Raw genomic sequence first — 18383 nt, 5'->3', positions numbered from 1 at the left:
AGGCAACGGTACGCAGCACCACATCCGCCCTGTCCGGTTTTCGAATTGACCGGAGCATTCCGGTCCGCGGGGGTAGGAGATACCGTCGTGACACCACGCCGGGTGAAAGCTTGTCGACTCGTAGTTGGCTGATCCTCTCTGCCCCCGAAGCAACTGAACGAGAACAGCCATCTCGGCCGACAAAACCCCAGCTCAGAAAGTGTCGCCCCCGCACGCGCGGGGATGGTCCGAGCCTTTTCCAGGGTCTCCTCGGCCTGCTTTTGTCGCCCCCGCACGCGCGGGGATGGTCCGAGATTCGCGCGGGCGAGCGATACAACCGCCTGGTCGCCCCCGCACGCGCGGGGATGGTCCGTACAGGTGCATCCCGCCGGACGGGGTGAGCACGTCGCCCCCGCACGCGCGGGGATGGTCCGTCGGTGGACGGCCGGGGCCGGATGCCGACATTGTCGCCCCCGCACGCGCGGGGATGGTCCGTCGGCGAGCCGTGCGAGCGACAGCTCTCCTACGTCGCCCCCGCACGCGCGGGGATGGTCCGTGGAAGAAGCTGATCGTCCCCGCGTTCTTGGGGTCGCCCCCGCACGCGCGGGGATGGTCCGCGGGTCGAGCAGCTGGCCCGCCGGGTGTTCGAGTCGCCCCCGCACGCGCGGGGATGGTCCGGCCGCCGAGATGGAGGCCACCGCCCGGGAGTCGTCGCCCCCGCACGCGCGGGGATGGTCCCCTGGATCACTGACCCCCTCAAACTCACCTCTTGTCGCCCCCGCACGCGCGGGGATGGTCCTCTGCTCGTGGGGACCGCTGTGCCCACGCTCGAGTCGCCCCCGCACGCGCGGGGATGGTCCGCAGCCCCGGATGCCGCGGCGTCCGGAGGCATCGTCGCCCCCGCACGCGCGGGGATGGTCCGGTCATCAAGCGCGGCAAGGCCGACAAGGGCGAGTCGCCCCCGCACGCGCGGGGATGGTCCGAGAGGCGATGGCGAGAGCTTCCCACCGGCCGCGTCGCCCCCGCACGCGCGGGGATGGTCCGACCCTGATTGCCATGCACCGTGACGGCCTGAGGTCGCCCCCGCACGCGCGGGGATGGTCCGCGGGGCTACTGGCTGGCGGACCTTACGGCAGCGTCGCCCCCGCACGCGCGGGGATGGTCCCCTACAGCTCCTGTGTCCGTGGCACCACAGCCAGTCGCCCCCGCACGCGCGGGGATGGTCCCCGCATGGTGGCCACCATCGCCGCCGTGAAGGAGTCGCCCCCGCACGCGCGGGGATGGTCCGGAGGCCGAGACCGCCCGCCAGGACGCACAGAAGTCGCCCCCGCACGCGCGGGGATGGTCCGCGCGGCGAGCGCAGCGATCAGGCCTGTGATCTGTCGCCCCCGCACGCGCGGGGATGGTCCGGTCAAGCTCGCGCAGTTCAAGATGCAGAAGCTGTCGCCCCCGCACGCGCGGGGATGGTCCGGGCTGATCCGCCATGCCAGACAACCCGTGCGAGTCGCCCCCGCACGCGCGGGGATGGTCCGGTGCCGTAGGTGACCTCGGCCACCATGCCGAGGTCGCCCCCGCACGCGCGGGGATGGTCCGGCAGGGCGTCGCCCACCTTCTCGGCCCACGTGGTCGCCCCCGCACCCGCGGGGATGGTCCGAGGCTGGTCGCCGAAGGCTGCGGCCGGTACCGGCCGCCCCCGCATCCGCGGGGATGGTCCTCTGTCCCCGCCGATGGTGAGGGAGCCAGCCACGTCGCCCCCGTACCCGTGGCGATGGTCTCAGTCTCCTGTATGCCCGTAGGGGTCTCCTGAGGGTTGAGGGTCTCGGGGGATGGGGGTTCGATTTTCACAGGTCAAGGTGTGTTGTCAGTGGTGGCCTCTACTGTCTGGTGTTCGTCGGAGGAGGGCGTGGAGGGCTGATGGACTTACAGCAACTGCATGAGCGGTACGAGCCTTGTGTCGTGAGTGCCATGGAGGTGTTGTGGGGCAAGTCGCGTGAGCGGGCTGGGGGCACCACGAACCTTCTGATGGCGCACCTCCTGGACACTGCTGCGGTAGCCGAGTTGCTGTGGGACGGCTTCCTTGCTCCTTCGACACGGTGGGCCCTGGATGCGGTCGCCGGTGGGCCGGGGCGCGGGCGAGGGCTGTTTGCCTGGGTGTGCGGGGTCCACGATTGCGGCAAGGCGACGCCGGTGCATCAGCGTCTGTGGTCCGAGGGTGCGGAGGCGGTGCGAGGGTCGGGGCTGACCTGGGTCGAGGCGGCTGCTGTGGCGGGGGCGAGGAGCCAGAGGCGCTGGCGTCACGACTGGGCCGGTGGGTTGATGGCGCGTGAGCTGTTGGCCTCGGCCGGCTGGGGCCCGGAGCAGGTGGACTGGGTGTGGCCTCTGGTGGCGGGGCATCATGGCGCGTTTCCATCGCTGCGGGACGTTCAGGAGCCCAGGACGGCCAAGGGGCAGTTGAGGGGGAGGGGGGTCTGGCGCCAGGTTCAGCAGGCGGTGCTGGATGTTTTCACCCGGGAGCTGGGGTTCGGGGCCCTCAGTGAGCTGCAGCCTGTGGCGGTCCCGTCGCGGGCGCTGCAGTTGCAGCTCAGTGGTCTGGTGGTCATGGCGGACTGGATCGCCAGTGACGAACGCTTCTTCAACGGCCTGGATGACCTCAAGCAGGTGAGTTTGGATGCTTCCCGTGAACGGGCGGCGGCGGGGTGGACGGCGCTGGGCCTCCAGCGGGGCTGGGGGGCCCTGACCGCTGCGCCACCCGAAGCGTTTCGGGACCGGTTCGGATACGCGCTACGGCCGTCGCAGGCCATGGTGGTCGGTGCTGCGCGCAGTATGGGCGGTCCGGGGCTGATGGTGATCGAGGCGCCCATGGGGGAGGGCAAGACGGAGGCCGCTCAGGCGGCGGCGGAAGTTTTGGCTGCCAGGTTCGGTGCGGACGGTGTTTTTGTGGGGATGCCGACCCAGGCGACCAGCGATCCCATGTTCACCCGCACCCGGCGGTGGCTGGAGGCGATCGACCCGGACCTCGCTTCCCGGGTGGTACTGCTGCACGGCAAGAGGGCCTTCAACCGGGAGTGGAAGGCTCTGCTGGAGAACGCGGGAGCGTTCGCGGACGAGGCGTTTGAGGGAGTCGACGAGTTCGGGATGGACGACGACCCCTACGGTGTCCAGCGCGAAGTGTGCGGCGGGCAGGAGCGGAAGGCCCCCGCGGAGTGGTTCCTCGGGCCGAAGCGCGGGCTCTTGGCCCCGTTCGTCGTGGGCACCGTCGATCAGCTCTTGTACGCGGCCACCCGTACACGGCATGTCATGCTGCGGATGGCCGGGCTTGCGGGCAAGGTCGTGGTGTTGGACGAAGTCCACGCGTGTGACGTGTACATGAGCCAGTTCCTGGCGGAAGCGCTGCGCTGGCTGGGCCAGGCGGGCGTGCCCGTGATCGTTCTCTCCGCGACGCTTGCCCCCGCTCAGAGGCAGGCGCTGTTCGAGGCCTACCTTGCCGGTGCTGCCTCGCAGGAGGAGTTCCGGGCGCACGTTCCGGCTCCGCAGGGCTATCCGCGTGTCACGGCCGCCTGGCTGGCGGCCTCCGGGGAGGCGCAGTTCCACGGAGAGGCGACGGAGAGCTGGCGCGCAGACCTCCAGGTCGCCGTGCGCGTGATGCCGGAGACGATGCCGGGTGCACGATCCACGCGAGAAGAACGAAAGCGCCTGCAGATCGAGGCGGATACCGCAGTAGGTGATCTGCTGGCGGACGAACTCGCCGACGGAGGGACCGCGCTTGTCATCCGCAACTCCGTCGCGCGGGCGCAGAGCGCCTACGAGGAACTGCGCGGCCGATTCGGTGACGCCGAAGTGCGACTCCTGCACGCCCGCTTCACGGTGGCCCGGCGTGCCGATCTGACGGAGGAGAGCCTGCGTCTGCTGGGGCCGCGGACGCCCCGCCTTCCGGGCGGACGACTCATCCTGGTGGCGACCCAGCTCGCCGAGCAGTCCTTTGACGTCGACGCAGACCTGCTCGTCACGGATCTGGCCCCCGTCGACCTCCTGCTGCAGCGCATCGGACGGCTGCACCGGCACGAAGGCACAGCGCGCCCGGGCCGACTGCGCACGCCCAAGACGTTCGTCACCGGCTTCCAGCCGTGCGAGGGCCGTGAGCCGGCCTTCGTGTTCGCCAGCGAGATGATCTACGGGCGTCATCTGCTGCTGCGGACCGCTGCCGTACTGCCCGGTGCGGGCGAGGGATGGTCGGTTCCGGCAGACGTACCCGGGCTGGTGGACAGCGTGTACGGGACGGATACCTCGCTGCTGCCCGAAGCGTGGCAGGAGGCGGGCGAGGCTGCCGCCCGGGAGCAGAACGACCGGGACCGCGCCCGCGCGGAGAAGGCGCGAGAGTTCCTGCTGACTCCGCACGGTGAGCACGAGCGCCGGACACTGGCGGGTCTGCACTACGGCGGATCCACCGCGGGCGGCGATGAGGATTCGCTGCGGGCAGCGGTGCGTGACGGCGACGAATCCGTCGAGGTCGTACTCGTGGTCCAGGACGAGGGCGACGCGGTCTTCCGGACCCTGGGGGGCCGCGCCCTCAGCGTCAACGGAGATGTGGCCCCGGACCTGCTGGAGGAGGTGCTGGGCTCGACGGTGAGGCTGCCCTCCAAGCTCACACGACCGGCTCTGGAGCTGCGTCCTTTGCCCGGCTGGCACGGGCATCCGTGGTTGCGGCGGAGCCGCGCCCTGGTGCTGGACGCATCACACAGAGCCCGCGTAGGCGACTTCACCGTGTCCTACGACGAAGAGTTCGGGCTCCGGCAGATGTAGAGGAGCCCGCAGTCGGCTGCACCGGCAGCCGCCCCATGGGCCCGGCGAGCCGCCGGGCCGGAGCCCGGCGGCTCGGTACCCCGCTGACGCAGGGACGAAGCGAACCCCGGTCTGTGACGCAAACAGAAGAGGGGACCATCCCCGCAGCACGGACCTGAAGGTCCGCAGGCGAGGCCAACTCCCGGATTGTCGCAGCCGTTTGTGGAGAACGCACCCGAACTCCCCGACGCCACTGCTAGCTTCAAACATAAGAGATTCCACCAAGGGGTACCGATGACTCATGCCTTTTCCCTGACGGACGATCCCTGGCTGCTCTTACCGTCAACCGCGGGAGAACCGGCCCAGGAACGCCCCTTGCTCACAACGCTGCTGGAGGCGCACGAGTTCGGCGACCCGGTGGTGGAGATCCCCACACAGAAGCCGGCTGTGTTCCGGCAGGTCCTGCTCCCCGTGATCGTCGCCGCCCTGGGCCGCCCGGCCGATGAGCGCGAGTGGATGCACTGGTACTCCCAAGGGCAGTGGTCGCCCGAGCAGCGTGGCAGGCTCCAGGAATATCTGGACGCGCACCGAGGACTGTTCGACCTCTTCGATCCCGTGCAGCCCTTCGGCCAGGTCGCCGGGCTGTCCACCGCGAAGGGCGAGACGAAGAACGCCGGGCTGATCGTCGCGACCGCAGCCACCGGCAACAACGTACCCCTGTTCGCTTCCCGTACGGAGGGCGACGCCTTCTCGCTGACTCCGGCGCAGGCAGCACACTGGCTGCTGCACACACAGTGCTGGGACACCGCAGCGATCAAAACGGGTGCGGTGGGCGACCCGCAGACGAAGGCAGGAAAGACCACCGGAAACCCGACCGGTCCCCTCGGGCAGATGGGTGTCACCCTGCTGGCCGGCAGAACACTCTTCGAGACACTGCTGCTGAACATCCCGGTCGGTGCACCACCGACGTCGAGTGACCTCCCGCAGTGGGAAAGACGAGACCCCGCCGCTCCGCGGCCAGCCGGCACACCCCAATGGCAGACACGAGCCCCCCAGGGGCTTTTGGACCTGTGGACCTGGCAGTCCCGCCGGATCCGGCTCTTTCCGGAAGCGACCGATGAAGGCCTGCGGGTGACCCGGGTCCTGGTCGCCGCCGGGGACCGTATGCCGCATACGCCCGAGACCGAACCGCACACCATGTGGCGCGTGGAACCGGCCGGCGGCCGAAGCACGGCAAAGGACAAACGCGGCACCACCCCGCCCCGCCGCCCGTTGCGCCTCCAGCCGGGCAAGGCCGCGTGGCGTGGGCTCGACGCACTCCTGGCACCCGAGCGGCAGACCCGGGACGCCTCAGAGAAGACGAGCGGGTTCGCCACCAGCAAACTCCTGGACCAGGCCGGCGCCCTCATGCCCGAGCTGGGCGAGGCCTATCCGCTGCGTGTGGAACTCACCGGCATCGCGTACGGCAACCAGTCGGCCGTCATCGACGACGTGATGTTCGACGCCCTGCCCCTGCCGCTGGCCGCCCTCGACACCGACAGCGATGTCCGCTCAGCCCTCCTCGAAGTCGCCGAACAGGCAGAACAGCTGGCCACAGCAGTCAACCATCTCTCGGCAGACCTGCGGCGTGCGCTCGGCACCGAACCCATCCCCTGGGACAAGGGACAGCGCCCCGGCGAACTCATCCTGCACGCCCTGGACCCGCTGGTGCGACGCATGCTGACAGGAATGAGAGGGCTGGAGGACCTCGAGCGCATCGAAGCCGGCCAGCTCGCATGGGAACAACTCGCCTGGCGTCGCAGCTGGGAGATCGCTGACCGCCTCCTGCAGGCAGTCCCCGTCGGGGCCTACACGGGGAGAAGCACCTCCCAGGGAGAGGGGAAGCCCGAGCGTACGCACCGCGTCCCGCTGGCCGAGGCCTCCTTCCTCAGACGCCGAGCGGAAATCCTCCACCGGGCCGACGCCCTTCGCCGCAACAGCGCACATTCAGACAGTCAGTAGACGACACACGACAGCCCTGTCGAGGCGCTACCAGCCGGCCACGCCCAGGCCGGATCAATCCGACCACGCCCCCAGGGCATCCCAGCATGCCCTCCTGTGACACAGAAGCATGCCCTCCTGTGACACAGAACCCTCATCACGTCTGGACACGGTCATGACCGAAGAAGACCACACACAGCAGAGAATCTGGCACCGCTACATCGCCGCGGACGGCACCTGGCGCCGCAAGACCGGCACAGCGGCCGAGAAACGCCCGCCCGGGGAAGACCTCGCGGTGCTGCGCAGGGGGCTCGGCCGCCCCGCCGGAACCGTGCTCGAGATGTTCCCGTTCTACACCTGCCCGGTCGACGACTTCGCCGCACGCCGCGGAGAGGTCTCGGCCGCACAGGAGGCCGAGCACATGGCACTCGCCCTCTACGGACTGCACCAGCAGAGCCAGGACCGGCCGATGCACCGTGACGCAGTCGGCCTCGGCCGGGCCGTGCTCGAGCTCCGGCGCCACGACCGCACCAGCGAGGCGGCAGTCGACTCCCGTTTCCAGCAGACGTTCTCCGCGACATCGACACCGGCCCTCCAGCTCCGGCTGCGCGGCCTGATCACCCAGCTCAGGGACATCAAGCAGCCCCTCGACTACAACCAGCTGGCCTCCGACATCCTCCACTGGAACCGGCCCGAGTCACGCACCCGCGTACGCCGCCGCTGGGGCCTGGACTACTACGCCTGGACCCAGAAGACAGCATCCCCGCAACCCGGCTGCTGACCGACAGCAAACCCCAGCCCCCGCCCGGCGCAGACGCCCTCCTTCCAGTCGCGCTCCGGCCGCGGGCCCGCCGCGCACTGCCCACACCCACAACCTGGAGCCATCCCATGAACCAGCGCCTCTACATCGATGTGCACGTCATCCAGACCGTCCCGCCCGCCAACCTCAACCGGGACGACCAGGGAAACCCCAAAGAAGCCATCTACGGCGGAGTCCGCCGCTCCCGCGTCTCCTCCCAGGCCTGGAAGCGAGCATCCCGCCGACACTTCGACGCCCAGATCCCTGAGCCCGAGCGCGCCACGCGGACCAAGCGCATCACCAACGAACTCGTCACGCGGATCAAGAGCAACACAACCGACCTGGATCACGACGGCGCCCGACGGATCGCCGCCGCACTCCTCGCCCAGCTCGGCCTGAGCCAAGGTAAGAAAGCCGGAGACACCGCATACCTCCTCTTCTACGGCAACGCCCAGCTCGACGAGGTCGCCGCCCTGGTGAACGACCGCGCCACCGACCTGGCAGCCCTGGACGAAAAGGCCCTGGCCGAGGCGGTCAAGGAACTACCCGTCGCAGAGACCCTCACGACCGGGCACCCCGTGGGCGTCGCCCTGTTCGGCCGCATGGTCGCCGACATCCCCAAACTCAACGTCGATGCTGCCGTACAGGTCGCCCACGCGCTCTCCACCCACGAGGCGCAACTCGAATTCGACTACTTCACCGCCGTCGACGACCAGAACGAGAAGGATGAAACCGGCGCCGGAATGATCGGCACCATCGGCTTCAACTCCGCCACCCTCTACCGCTACGCCACGGTCGGGTTCGCCCAGCTCACCGACAACCTCGGCGGTGACACCGAAGCCGCCCTCGACGCGCTCGACCACTTCGTTGACAGCTTCTCCCTGTCCACGCCCACCGGCTACCAGAATTCCTTCGCTCACCGAACCCGGCCCAGCCTCGTGGCGGTCGTCGTCCGCACCGACCAGCCGGTCAACCTGGTCTCCGCCTTCGAGGAGCCCGTGGCAGCGGAAGCCGGTATCCAGGCGAACTCCGCCCGCCGACTCGCCGAGGAGCACATCACCGCCACACAGGTATGGGGAGACACCCCGCTCTACAACGCAGCCAGCCACACCTTCACCACCAGCGAACCCCGCACCAAGGACACCGCCGAAACCCTCGCCCAAGCCTTCGGCGACTCCGTCACCTTCGCCGACCTGCGCACCACCCTGCGCGCCCGCATCACCACCGCCCTGGGAGCCCAGGCGTGACCACCCCCGACCCAAACTCCGTCCTCCTTCTCCGACTCGCCGGCCCCCTTCAGTCATGGGGGGACCGCAGCACCTTCAACCGGCGCGAAACCCGACCCGAACCCACAAAATCCGGCATCGTCGGCCTCCTCGCCGCAGCCGCCGGCCGCTCACGCCACGCGGCCCTGGACGACCTCGCCGCGCTTGCCCTGGGCATCCGCATCGACCAGCCCGGCAGCATCCTGCGCGACTACCACACCGTCAGCGACTACCGCGGCCAGCCACTTCTCTCCGCCGCCGTGACCGCCAAGGGCCAGCAGAAACCCACCTCACCCGCCAAGCACACCCACATCACCCAGCGGTTCTACCTTCAGGACGCCGTCTTCCTCGCTGCAGTGGAAGGCCCCGAAGGTCTCATCACCACCCTCGAACACGCCGTAGGCCACCCCGCCTTCCCCCTCGCCCTGGGCCGCCGCTCCTGCGTACCCGCACAGCCCCTGTCCCTCGGGCAGCGCACCGGGCCCCTCGAAGACGCTCTGCGCGCGGAGCCCTGGCAGGCCGCCCCCGCCGTACGTAGGCGGTGGGGTCGCCAGAACGGCAACGCAGCCCACATCGACCTGCCCGCCACCCTCGACGACCCGGCAGGAGACGAAGTCCGCGACGACGTCCCCCTGTCCTTCGCCCCCAAGGGCCGGACCTTCACCACCCGCCGCACACGGCACACCTACCTGGAAGCCCCCACCGGCCTCACACCCGACCCCGCACGCCCCCGGAACACCGGCGGCCACGACCCCTTCGCCCTCCTGGGCTGGTGACCGACATGCCCTACCTCTCCCGCATTCGCATCAACCCCCTGCGCGCCGAAAGCCGAAAACTCCTTGCCAGCCCGCGTGCCATGCACGCTGCCGTCCAAGGCGGTCTCCCCGGCCTGCCCGAACAGGCACGCACCCTGTGGCGACTCGACCCGGACAACCCACACCGCCCCCACCTGTTCGTCCTCACCACCGACAAACCCGACTGGACCCACCTCGTCGAACAGGCCGGATGGCCCGGCGCCGACGGCGAGCACTACGCCATACGCGACTACGCCCCGCTCCTGCAGCAGCTGGCCCCCGGGCGCAGCTTCGCCTTCCGCCTCACCGCCAACCCCGTCCAGAACACCACCCGCCCCGACAAACCCACCGCGCGTCAACAGACACGCATCGACGCCGGCGGCCGGCAGCGCGGCTTCCGCCTCGGACACCGCACCGCCACCGCCCAACTCGACTGGTTCCTCACCCGCACCACACGCTGGGGCTTCGACGTCCCCACAGCCCTGCACCTGGACGAAACCCGCAACGCCGACGACGAGCCCCCACGCGACATCCGCATCACCACCCGCCAACGCCGCTCCTTCGGCAAAAGGCCGGTCACCCCGAAGGAAGCCCAGGTCGTCATGAACTCCGTCACCTTCGAAGGGCGCCTGCGCATCACCGACCCCGCCCTGCTCACCGAACGCCTCCTGGCCGGCATCGGCCCCTCCAAGGCCTACGGATGCGGACTGCTCACCCTCGCCCCGCTCCCTGAAAGGGAATGACCACCCGTGCCCGACATCTGGTGGAAGGCCGACCCCCAGGACCTCCACCGCCTCGTCGACCGCGTCTCCAGCGTCTACGTGGAGCGAAGCCACCTGGACCGTGACGAGAACGCCGTCGTCATCATCAACAAGCGACAAACGGTCCGGGTCCCCGCAGCCATGGTGGCCGTCATGCTCCTCGGCCCCGGCACACGCGTCACCCACGGGGCCATCCGCCTGCTCGCCGACTCCGGCACCACCGTGTGCTGGGTAGGCGAGCAAGGCGTCCGCATGTACGCGGCCGGCCTCGGCCCCAGCCGGGGCGCCGGCCTCCTCCACCGCCAGGCCTGGCTCGTCACCCGCCCCAAGGAGCGCCTCGCCGTCGCCCGCACCATGTACAGCATGCGCTTCCCCGGCGAGGACGTCTCTGCCTTCACCATGCAGCAACTCCGCGGCCGCGAAGGCGCCCGCGTCCGCAAGTACTACCGCGCCCAGGCCGCCCGCACCGGCGTCACCTGGAACGGTCGCGTCTACAAAGCCGGCGACGCCTTCGCGGCAGGCGACGACCTCAACCGCCTTCTATCGGCAGCCAACGCCGCCCTCTACGGTATCTGCCACGCCGTCATCATCGGACTCGGCGCCAGCCCGGGACTCGGCTTCGTCCACACCGGCAAGGCGACGTCCTTCGTCCTGGACATCGCGGACCTCTACAAGGCCGAATACACCATCCCGCTCGCCTTCGACCTTGCAGCGCAAGGCCTCACAGAAGAGCGCGACGCCCGACTGGGCCTCCGCGACCTCATCGCCCGCGACAAACTCCTCGGCCGCATCGTCACCGACGTCAAGAACCTCCTCACTCCCGAAGGAACGGACTTTGAGGATCCCGAAGCGAACCTCCTGTGGGACGAACACCTCGGCGCCGTCCCGGGCGGCACCAACTACGCCGGCCACGCGGATCTTTCGGCACACGGCATGACCGACAACCACATCGCGGTCATCGGACCCGAAATCAACGAGGCCGAGCCGACACGATGACCGTCATCATCCTCATCGCGGCGCCGGAAGGCCTCCGCGGACACCTCACGCGCTGGATGGTGGAGGCCAGCGCCGGCGTATTCGTCGGCAACCCCAGCCGCCGCATCCGCGACCGCCTCTGGGAACTCCTGGCCACCAGAATCGGCGACGGCCAGGCCATCCTCATCGAACCCGCCACCAACGAACAGGGCTGGGCCGTACGCACCGCAGGCCGCGACCGCTGGCAGCCCGTCGACTTCGACGGTCTGATCCTCTCCGCCCGCCCCCAGAAGCAACTGAACGAAAACAGCCCCCTGGGCCGATAAAGCCCCAGCTCAGAAAGTGTCGACCCCGCGCCCGCGGGGATGGTCCGTCCTCGTCCGCGCGCGTGGTTGGCAGGCCGAGGTCGACCCCGCGCCCGCGGGGATGGTCCGCTGGCGCTGATTGGCGGCCGGTTGGGGCGCTCGTCGACCCCGCGCCCGCGGGGATGGTCCTGGGCAGAAGAGGAAACGGGCAAACGCGCGGGTGTCGACCCCGCGCCCGCGGGGATGGTCCGCTCTGGATCCCGGCCCTGCTCGGCATCGGCGCGTCGACCCCGCGCCCGCGGGGATGGTCCGACGGCCGGGCAGCGTGCTGGCCGCCCGGCCGTGTCGACCCCGCGCCCGCGGGGATGGTCCACCGGCGGTGATGGTCAGGCACATCCCGCACAGGTCGACCCCGCGCCCGCGGGGATGGTCCGTTGTAGACGACGGTCGGCTCCCACATCTGCTCGTCGACCCCGCGCCCGCGGGGATGGTCCGGGGTCAGGGCCAGGGGTGGGGGGCACCCAGGGGTCGACCCCGCGCCCGCGGGGATGGTCCGCCCATCGCAGGGCGCGGTCGATGGCGCTGTAGGTCGACCCCGCGCCCGCGGGGATGGTCCGGCCGGCCTGGTCAACCCCGCGCGTGCCGTCCCGTCGACCCCGCGCCCGCGGGGATGGTCCGGGCGCTGACCACGGCCCCCCAGCCGTAGAGACGTCGACCCCGCGCCCGCGGGGATGGTCCGATGCGTCGCCTGTGAATAGGCCCATGTCGGAAGTCGACCCCGCGCCCGCGGGGATGGTCCTCCGAAGATGACGAGATAGGCGGCGACCGCCGCGTCGACCCCGCGCCCGCGGGGATGGTCCGGCCCTCCTCGACACCGTCAGTGACCGCCTAAACGTCGACCCCGCGCCCGCGGGGATGGTCCGGCGGCCAGCCGGACCTCGCTGAACCAGTCCAGGTCGACCCCGCGCCCGCGGGGATGGTCCGCCGGCAGGTCCGGACTACGCGGGCGCCATCATGTCGACCCGCGCCCGCGGGGATGGTCCGCCGGCAGGTCCGGACTACGCGGGCGCCATCATGTCGACCCCGCGCCCGCGGGGATGGTCCGGGAAGCGGATCGTATTCGCGGACGAGCTTTTCGTCGACCCCGCGCCCGCGGGGATGGTCCGGGTTCGGCCGACTCCTCGCCACCAGCTCCCGCGTCGACCCCGCGCCCGCGGGGATGGTCCCGTGGCTCTCCACCCGGGCCGTGGTCGCGGAGCGTCGACCCCGCGCCCGCGGGGATGGTCCGGCATGCGCGCGCGGGTCGTTTCCTGCCATGAGGTCGACCCCGCGCCCGCGGGGATGGTCCGCGTGGTCGACCGGCTCGTCCGCGGGGACCGTGGTCGACCCCGCGCCCGCGGGGATGGTCCGGTGGCTGCCGCGACACCGGCCCCCACGATCATGTCGACCCCGCGCCCGCGGGGATGGTCCGCTGAGCCAGTGGACTTCGCCAGCCTCGCCGCGGTCGACCCCGCGCCCGCGGGGATGGTCCGAGGAACCAGCGCCGGACACGGGCCCGGCCGGGGTCGACCCCGCGCCCGCGGGGATGGTCCGACGGACGTGGTCAAGCGGAACACCACCGACGGGTCGACCCCGCGCCCGCGGGGATGGTCCGGCCAACTGAACACGGCGCCCGCCACAGTGGTCGTCGACCCCGCGCCCGCGGGGATGGTCCGTCGCGGCCGATGAAGCGGCTGGGCCACATGGTGTCGACCCCGCGCCCGCGGGGATGGTCCGCTCAAGCTCGGCGAGTGGCTGGAGATCACGGGGTCGACCCCGCGCCCGCCGGGATGGCCCGAAGGATCCGAGCGCGGGCACTCCGGCGGAGATGTCGACCCCGCGCCCGCAGGGATGGTCCGGGCCTGTGGACCGTGCTCCTCGCGCAGACCACGTCGACCCCGCGGGGATGGTCCGGAGCAAACCGGCCCCGCCCGACGCGCCGCCCCGTCGACCCCGCACCCGCGGGGATGGTCCGTGCTCGGCTACCTCATTGACCGTCAGCCACTCGGTCGACCCCGCGGGGATGGTCCGACTGGCAGCCTCATCATGACCGCGGGGGGAGGATCGACCCCGTGCCCGCGGGGATGGTCTCTTCAACTTCGCCCCCAAGGACGGTGGCGGAAGGTCGACCCCGCGCCCGCGGGGATGGTCCCGGCGGACTTCAGCCGGGCCTCGACCTGTTCGAGTCGACCCCGCGTGCGGGGATAGTCCGCCGAAGATCACGAGGTACGCGGCGACTGCCGTGTCGACCCGCGCCCGCGGGTATGGTCCGGGCGGCTGGTACCAGCTCGGCGGTGACTGCACGTCGACCCCGCTCCCGCGGGGATGGTCCTGCGGTGATGACGGAGCCGCGGCCGTCGGCTTGGTCGATCCCGCGCCAGCGGGGATGGTCCGACGCCGGACGTCGCCTACGACTCCGCCGTCGGCCGCTTCCTGTCGATCGACCCCGTCCAGGGCGGCGGGGCCAACCGGTACGGCTATCCTGGCGATCCTGTCAACCAGAACGACCTCGACGGCCGGGCTTGGAAGTGCAAGGCCAAATGCCAGCTCGCCGGCAGCGGCTCGCACTGCGAGGGATATGTCTGGGGCGCCGGATCCGGCGCCAACGAGGAACAGGCGGTGAAGGACGCCAAGCGGGACGCGGTCAACCAGGCGCCGCGCGGCTGCTATGCCCGGCACTGCAAGGCGTACGACTGCACGAAGAACAGGGCCAAGCAATGGTGGGACGGCAACTACAACCCGCGGACCATGCACGGGCATAACCCGCCCAACTGGATGCGGAGCGCGAACTACTACTCCTGGGGCTTCGCGTACTACGGGCAGGTCTGGAGGGGCACCTACGGCCGTCGGTGTGGCTGCAGCCCCTGACGGCTGACGGCACATCCGGGGGGAGGCACAGATGCCGTGGCGCCTGTGCCTCCCCGCCAGGACCGCCGTAACCCCCAAGGGCGAGATCCCGCACCCGACGAGGAACGAGGAACGAGGATGGGTGAAGGAAACCAGACCGATCCCGGCACCACGCCAGAGGAACGTCGCCTCTGGCAGGTGAAGCTGGCCATCGTGGCCACCCCGGAGGAGCATGAGGAACTCCTGGACCGGCTGACCGACGTCCTGTGCCCGGACCCCAACCACGAGGGGCCCTGCGACATCCCCTGGGCCATGCACAGCGTCAACGAAGACTCCCTCCCGGAAAAGGAGCGCAAGGCTCTCCTCAACGAGATCGAAGACACCAATCCATCCTGACCTGTACAGGGGATGGCCACTGCCGATCGGCCTGCCCACACGCAGAATCCTGTCCTTAGACTTAAGGCAAGAGTGGTGACGAGGTCCCGCCCGATCGCAAGATCGGGCGGGACCTCGTGCTTCCGAGGAATTATCGGCGTCGCTTGAACTGTTTAACGAGGCCTACCGCACCCGCAACGTCTACGACCTCACCGCACGGGGCCTGGACCTGAGCGAGTACGGCGAGAACCCGTTCTTCTGACTCACTGCGCCCAGTCGATGCCGAGTTCGGCGAGCGCGGCGCGCTGCGCCTGGTCGAGCCGGTCGCGGCCCGTTCCTGCTCCACACCACCCTTGCCGTCGTCTCCGCCCACAGGCAACAGACCGCCCTGCCAGGGGTGCGGGATACGGCCGGTGAGCAGGTCGTACGATTCGCGGGGGACGAGGCACCGACTGAGTTCGGTCACGGGAGGGGTGGACGGACATGCGGGGTTTCTCCGTGGAGGGCCGGGAGTACGTCGCCCTCACAGTGCTCGGGAGCGACGACTTCGACGCCCTGGAAGTGGTGGAGATGACTGCTGCCGGGCGTGGCGCCCTCTTGTTGGAGTTCCGGATGGACGAGGAGACGGCCACGCTGGTCCACCTCGGCGCGGAGGTGGGCATTCCGCTGCTCAGGGCCTCCTTGGAGATCTTCCGCACGGACTTCCTGGAGCCGAGGCGCGCAGCGGGGCTGCCGCTGCCGCCCGGGTAGCCGAGTCCGGCCTGCGCCTGGCCTTCCGGTTCCAGGGGGGTGGTCGCGGTGGTGATGACGGCCTGGCCACGTTGATGCAGGGGCGGACTGGCCGGTCAAGCTCCGGCAGCGCCAGCGCGAGGAACACCAGCCTTCTATTGCGCCCATTCCACGCCGAGTTCGGTGAGGGTGGCGCGCTGCGCCGGGTCGAGTTTGTCGCGCCTGCTCTTGGTGTTGCTTAGCCAGACTCCGAGCCTCACGGCGTGCTCCTCGCCGTTGATGATCACGGCCTCTACGTGCCCCCTGGGGACCTTCATAGAGCCCGTACGCGCGATGTACTGGGCGAGGGCTTCCAGGCCCTTCTGGAACGCCCCGCCGCCCGCGCGTGGCCCGGTGGCCGCGGCCGTCTTCGCAGCCTTACGCACCCGTACGGCCGTCTTCACGCCGAGTTCGCCGAGCCGGCGCTGCTGCTCCTCGTTCAGCCTGCTGAAGTCCCGGCGTTGGGTGGTGAGCCAGCGTCCGACGTCCTCTCCGTGCAGGGTGACCCCGGGCACGACGTCGTCGAGCCGGGCGCCGGCGGCGAGGAGCTGGGTGAGGTAGGCGTGGTGGCGCTGCCAGTCGACCGTCCAGCCGTGTTCGCGCGGGTTCCAGTCCGGATCGATCGCGGCGAGCTGGTCGGCCCGCCGGCGGGCGCGGTCGGGGTCCTTCCCGAGCCCGCCGGGGCGCCGGATATTCGTCAACCACTGCCCGAGCGCCCGGTCCAGGGCGGTCGCGTGCCGCGGCGCGGCCAGGGTCCCGTGCAGCTCGTAGTAGGCTCGCGCGGCGGCGAGGTTCTCGGCGAAGCCGTGGTCGGCGGTGTCCCAGATGATCCCGAGTTCCTCCAGCTCGGCGGCCCGCTCGCCGGTCATGGTTCCGGCCCGGTAGGCGCGCCGCTGGTCGGACAGCCACCTGCCGAGCGGGAACGCCCCCTCGGCCTCGACGTGCTCGTACGGGACGTCGAGGTTCCCCTCGCGCTGCCAGTACCGCAGCGCGGCTTCCGCGCCGCGGCGCCAGTCCTGTCGTTCGGTGTTGATGACGGTGTAGCTGATCCATTTCGCGATCAGCGCCGGATCCCGCGGGGCCGCGAAGCGGAGCAGCAGCCGACCCTCCTCCTCGCCCTCCTCTGGCGCCTTCCCGACCGTCCGAGACGGGTCCACGATCCTTTTCTGGTTTTCCTGCGGAATGGCAAGCATTTCCACGGCACGGGAGTCGTGTGCTCGCAATCCTTCCAATACCCGGATAAGTGGGCGGTAGGAATTCGAGGAAAGCATGTCCTCGGGCTTTTCATCCGCACCCAAAAAGATGGGCACGATCAGGGTCGCCATTTTGCCCTGCCCGGGTGCCTGGCGGAGCGCCCGGCCGATGGCCTGGACGATGTCGACCGCGGATCCCTTGGGGTCGATGAGGGCTACCGAGTCCACACTTCTGATGTCGACGCCCTCGCCCAGGACCTTGCAGTTGGCCAGTACGGCGCGGCCGGCCCGGCGTCCGAAGTCGGCGAGGACCGTCTGCCGGTGGGCGCCTTCGTGTTTTCCGCACAGCCATCCCGACCACACCCGCTCGGGATGCCGCTCCGGGTCCACCTGGTGCAGCCGGGCTGCGACGCGGTGCAGGCCGGCTGCGAAGGCCTCCGCCTCGATCGTCCGGTGGTGGAAGGTGATGGTGGTCTGCAGCCCGTGGGCGGCCATGGTCTCCAGCAGGGCGGTCTGCATCGCGGCGAGCCGCTCACCGCGCAGCTGCTCCTCGTACCGCTCCTCACTCACCAGCCGCTCCGGTGTGACGACCGGGTCGGTGAGCTCGGCGACCACGATCTGGTACTTCGCCAGCAGTCCGCGGGAGATGGCCGAGGCGAGGGACAGCTCGTACACGACGGCTCCGAACACTGTCTCGTCGTCCATCGAGCACGCCAACTCCCGAGGTAGGCGGTCCCACCGCGGCCTGCTGACGTATACCCGCCCTTCGGCCTCCGCCTCATGGCGCTCCTTCTCCTCGGCGAGCCGGCGCGCCTCCACCAGCTCCCGCTCCTGCGCCCGCGTGCGCGGTGGCTGCTCCTTCCAGATCCGGGGAGTGGCCGTCATGTAGAGCCGGCGCATCGCAGGAATCACGTCCTGGTGGTGAATGTCCGCCCACGCCTTCCCCGCCGACCCGGACGTCCGGTGCGCCTCGTCCACGATGATCAGGTCGAAGACGTCCATCGGCAGCCCGTACGCGCCCTCGTGGGCCTCGGCGAGGACGCCGAGGGAGGCGTAGGTGGCGTAGACCGTCACCGGGCCGCGGCCGTGCCACAGTCCCAGCTGTGGCGCCGAGGTGGTCGTCCGTACGTCGAGCTGCCACAGCTGCGGGTCGTCTTCGAGCGAGCAGACTGCGACCGCGGGCCCGGTGTGCCCGGCGAGCCGCCACTGGCGCACCGTCTGCGTGAGCAGGTCCAGAGTCGGCAGGAGCACCAGGACCCTGCCGTGCCGGGCGAGCCGGAGTGCGGCAGCGGCCGCCATGAACGTCTTCCCGGTCCCGCACGCTGCCACCACCGTCGCGCGCAGACCGGCCCCCGGGATTCGCTTCCCGGGCGGAATATCCAGCCCACGGACAATCGCCTCCACCGCCTCCTCCTGATGAGGACGCAGCACGATGTCACCAGACTTCTGCATTCGGCACTCCACGAAATTCGAAGCGACGGGAGGCCCGTCGGAGAGGGGGTGGCGATGTTCTCGGGATCCTAC

At 70.2% G+C, this 18383-nt stretch carries 12 protein-coding genes and 3 CRISPR repeat arrays; of the genes, 11 read left to right on the top strand and 1 reads right to left on the bottom strand.

Features of this window, described 5'->3' with window-relative positions; genetic code table 11:
* Window positions 1-201 precede the first annotated feature (201 nt).
* Window positions 202-1694: a CRISPR direct-repeat array (repeat unit 29 nt; unit sequence GTCGCCCCCGCACGCGCGGGGATGGTCCG).
* A 250-nt stretch (window positions 1695-1944) separates the two neighbouring features.
* The 11 genes from cas3 to ACWFQ8_RS32300 all read left to right on the top strand — a co-directional run bounded on the left by cas3 (window position 1945) and on the right by ACWFQ8_RS32300 (window position 15648).
* Window positions 1945-4779 carry a CRISPR-associated helicase Cas3' gene (gene cas3 / locus ACWFQ8_RS32350; RefSeq protein WP_453789850.1) on the top strand — a complete coding sequence of 945 codons (2835 nt, stop codon included), beginning with the start codon at window positions 1945-1947 and terminating at the stop codon, window positions 4777-4779.
* Window positions 4780-4965: 186 nt separating this feature from the next.
* On the top strand, window positions 4966-6759 hold the full coding sequence (casA, locus tag ACWFQ8_RS32345; protein ID WP_453789848.1) for a type I-E CRISPR-associated protein Cse1/CasA: 1794 nt from the start codon (window positions 4966-4968) through the stop codon (window positions 6757-6759).
* Between the two features lie 154 nt (window positions 6760-6913).
* Window positions 6914-7519: a type I-E CRISPR-associated protein Cse2/CasB gene (gene casB, locus ACWFQ8_RS32340; protein ID WP_453789847.1), complete on the top strand. Its 606-nt coding sequence runs from the start codon at window positions 6914-6916 to the stop codon at window positions 7517-7519.
* Between the two features lie 107 nt (window positions 7520-7626).
* Window positions 7627-8784 carry a type I-E CRISPR-associated protein Cas7/Cse4/CasC gene (gene cas7e / locus ACWFQ8_RS32335; protein WP_453789846.1) on the top strand — a complete coding sequence of 386 codons (1158 nt, stop codon included), beginning with the start codon at window positions 7627-7629 and terminating at the stop codon, window positions 8782-8784.
* The gene (gene cas5e, locus ACWFQ8_RS32330) at window positions 8781-9578 is read left to right on the top strand and encodes a type I-E CRISPR-associated protein Cas5/CasD (protein ID WP_453789845.1); all 798 of its coding nucleotides are present in this window, start codon (window positions 8781-8783) and stop codon (window positions 9576-9578) included. Before cas7e ends, cas5e begins: the two co-directional genes overlap by 4 nt.
* A 5-nt stretch (window positions 9579-9583) precedes the next feature.
* Window positions 9584-10339, top strand: coding sequence for a type I-E CRISPR-associated protein Cas6/Cse3/CasE (cas6e, locus tag ACWFQ8_RS32325; protein WP_453789849.1), 756 nt, complete (start codon window positions 9584-9586; stop codon window positions 10337-10339).
* A gap of 6 nt (window positions 10340-10345) precedes the next feature.
* Window positions 10346-11353 carry a type I-E CRISPR-associated endonuclease Cas1e gene (cas1e, locus tag ACWFQ8_RS32320; protein WP_453789844.1) on the top strand — a complete coding sequence of 336 codons (1008 nt, stop codon included), beginning with the start codon at window positions 10346-10348 and terminating at the stop codon, window positions 11351-11353.
* Window positions 11350-11658, top strand: coding sequence for a type I-E CRISPR-associated endoribonuclease Cas2e (gene cas2e / locus ACWFQ8_RS32315; protein WP_453789843.1), 309 nt, complete (start codon window positions 11350-11352; stop codon window positions 11656-11658). The genes cas1e and cas2e overlap by 4 nt, the downstream gene beginning before the upstream one ends.
* Before the next feature lie 18 nt (window positions 11659-11676).
* A CRISPR array of direct repeats spans window positions 11677-12621; the repeat unit is 29 nt; unit sequence GTCGACCCCGCGCCCGCGGGGATGGTCCG.
* Between the two features lie 91 nt (window positions 12622-12712).
* Window positions 12713-13535: a CRISPR direct-repeat array (repeat unit 29 nt; unit sequence GTCGACCCCGCGCCCGCGGGGATGGTCCG).
* Between the two features lie 760 nt (window positions 13536-14295).
* Window positions 14296-14544: a hypothetical protein gene (locus tag ACWFQ8_RS32310; RefSeq protein WP_453789842.1), complete on the top strand. Its 249-nt coding sequence runs from the start codon at window positions 14296-14298 to the stop codon at window positions 14542-14544.
* A 117-nt stretch (window positions 14545-14661) separates the two neighbouring features.
* Window positions 14662-14919: a hypothetical protein gene (locus ACWFQ8_RS32305; protein WP_453789841.1), complete on the top strand. Its 258-nt coding sequence runs from the start codon at window positions 14662-14664 to the stop codon at window positions 14917-14919.
* Window positions 14920-15381: 462 nt separating this feature from the next.
* A complete protein-coding gene (locus ACWFQ8_RS32300; protein ID WP_453789840.1) occupies window positions 15382-15648 on the top strand; it encodes a hypothetical protein in 267 nt (88 codons plus the stop codon).
* Between the two features lie 134 nt (window positions 15649-15782).
* Here ACWFQ8_RS32300 and ACWFQ8_RS32295 read toward each other — a convergent pair whose 3' ends face one another.
* The gene (locus ACWFQ8_RS32295; protein WP_453789839.1) at window positions 15783-18311 is read right to left on the bottom strand and encodes a Helicase associated domain protein; all 2529 of its coding nucleotides are present in this window, start codon (window positions 18309-18311) and stop codon (window positions 15783-15785) included.
* Between the last annotated feature and the right edge of the window lie 72 nt (window positions 18312-18383).

This window comes from Streptomyces sp. NPDC055254 (genome assembly GCF_053606025.1).
This window is presented reverse-complemented; position numbering and strand designations above follow the sequence as displayed.

Bases quoted from the DNA above. Each gene is read 5' to 3' on its own strand.
- ACWFQ8_RS32295 (WP_453789839.1), bottom strand. From the start codon at position 18,311: ATGCAGAAGTCTGGTGACATCGTGCTGCGTCCTCATCAGGAGGAGGCG.
- cas6e (WP_453789849.1), top strand. From the start codon at position 9,584: ATGCCCTACCTCTCCCGCATTCGCATCAACCCCCTGCGCGCCGAAAGC.
- cas7e (WP_453789846.1), top strand. From the start codon at position 7,627: ATGAACCAGCGCCTCTACATCGATGTGCACGTCATCCAGACCGTCCCG.
- cas3 (WP_453789850.1), top strand. From the start codon at position 1,945: ATGGAGGTGTTGTGGGGCAAGTCGCGTGAGCGGGCTGGGGGCACCACG.
- ACWFQ8_RS32305 (WP_453789841.1), top strand. From the start codon at position 14,662: ATGGGTGAAGGAAACCAGACCGATCCCGGCACCACGCCAGAGGAACGT.
- casB (WP_453789847.1), top strand. From the start codon at position 6,914: ATGACCGAAGAAGACCACACACAGCAGAGAATCTGGCACCGCTACATC.
- ACWFQ8_RS32300 (WP_453789840.1), top strand. From the start codon at position 15,382: ATGCGGGGTTTCTCCGTGGAGGGCCGGGAGTACGTCGCCCTCACAGTG.
- cas2e (WP_453789843.1), top strand. From the start codon at position 11,350: ATGACCGTCATCATCCTCATCGCGGCGCCGGAAGGCCTCCGCGGACAC.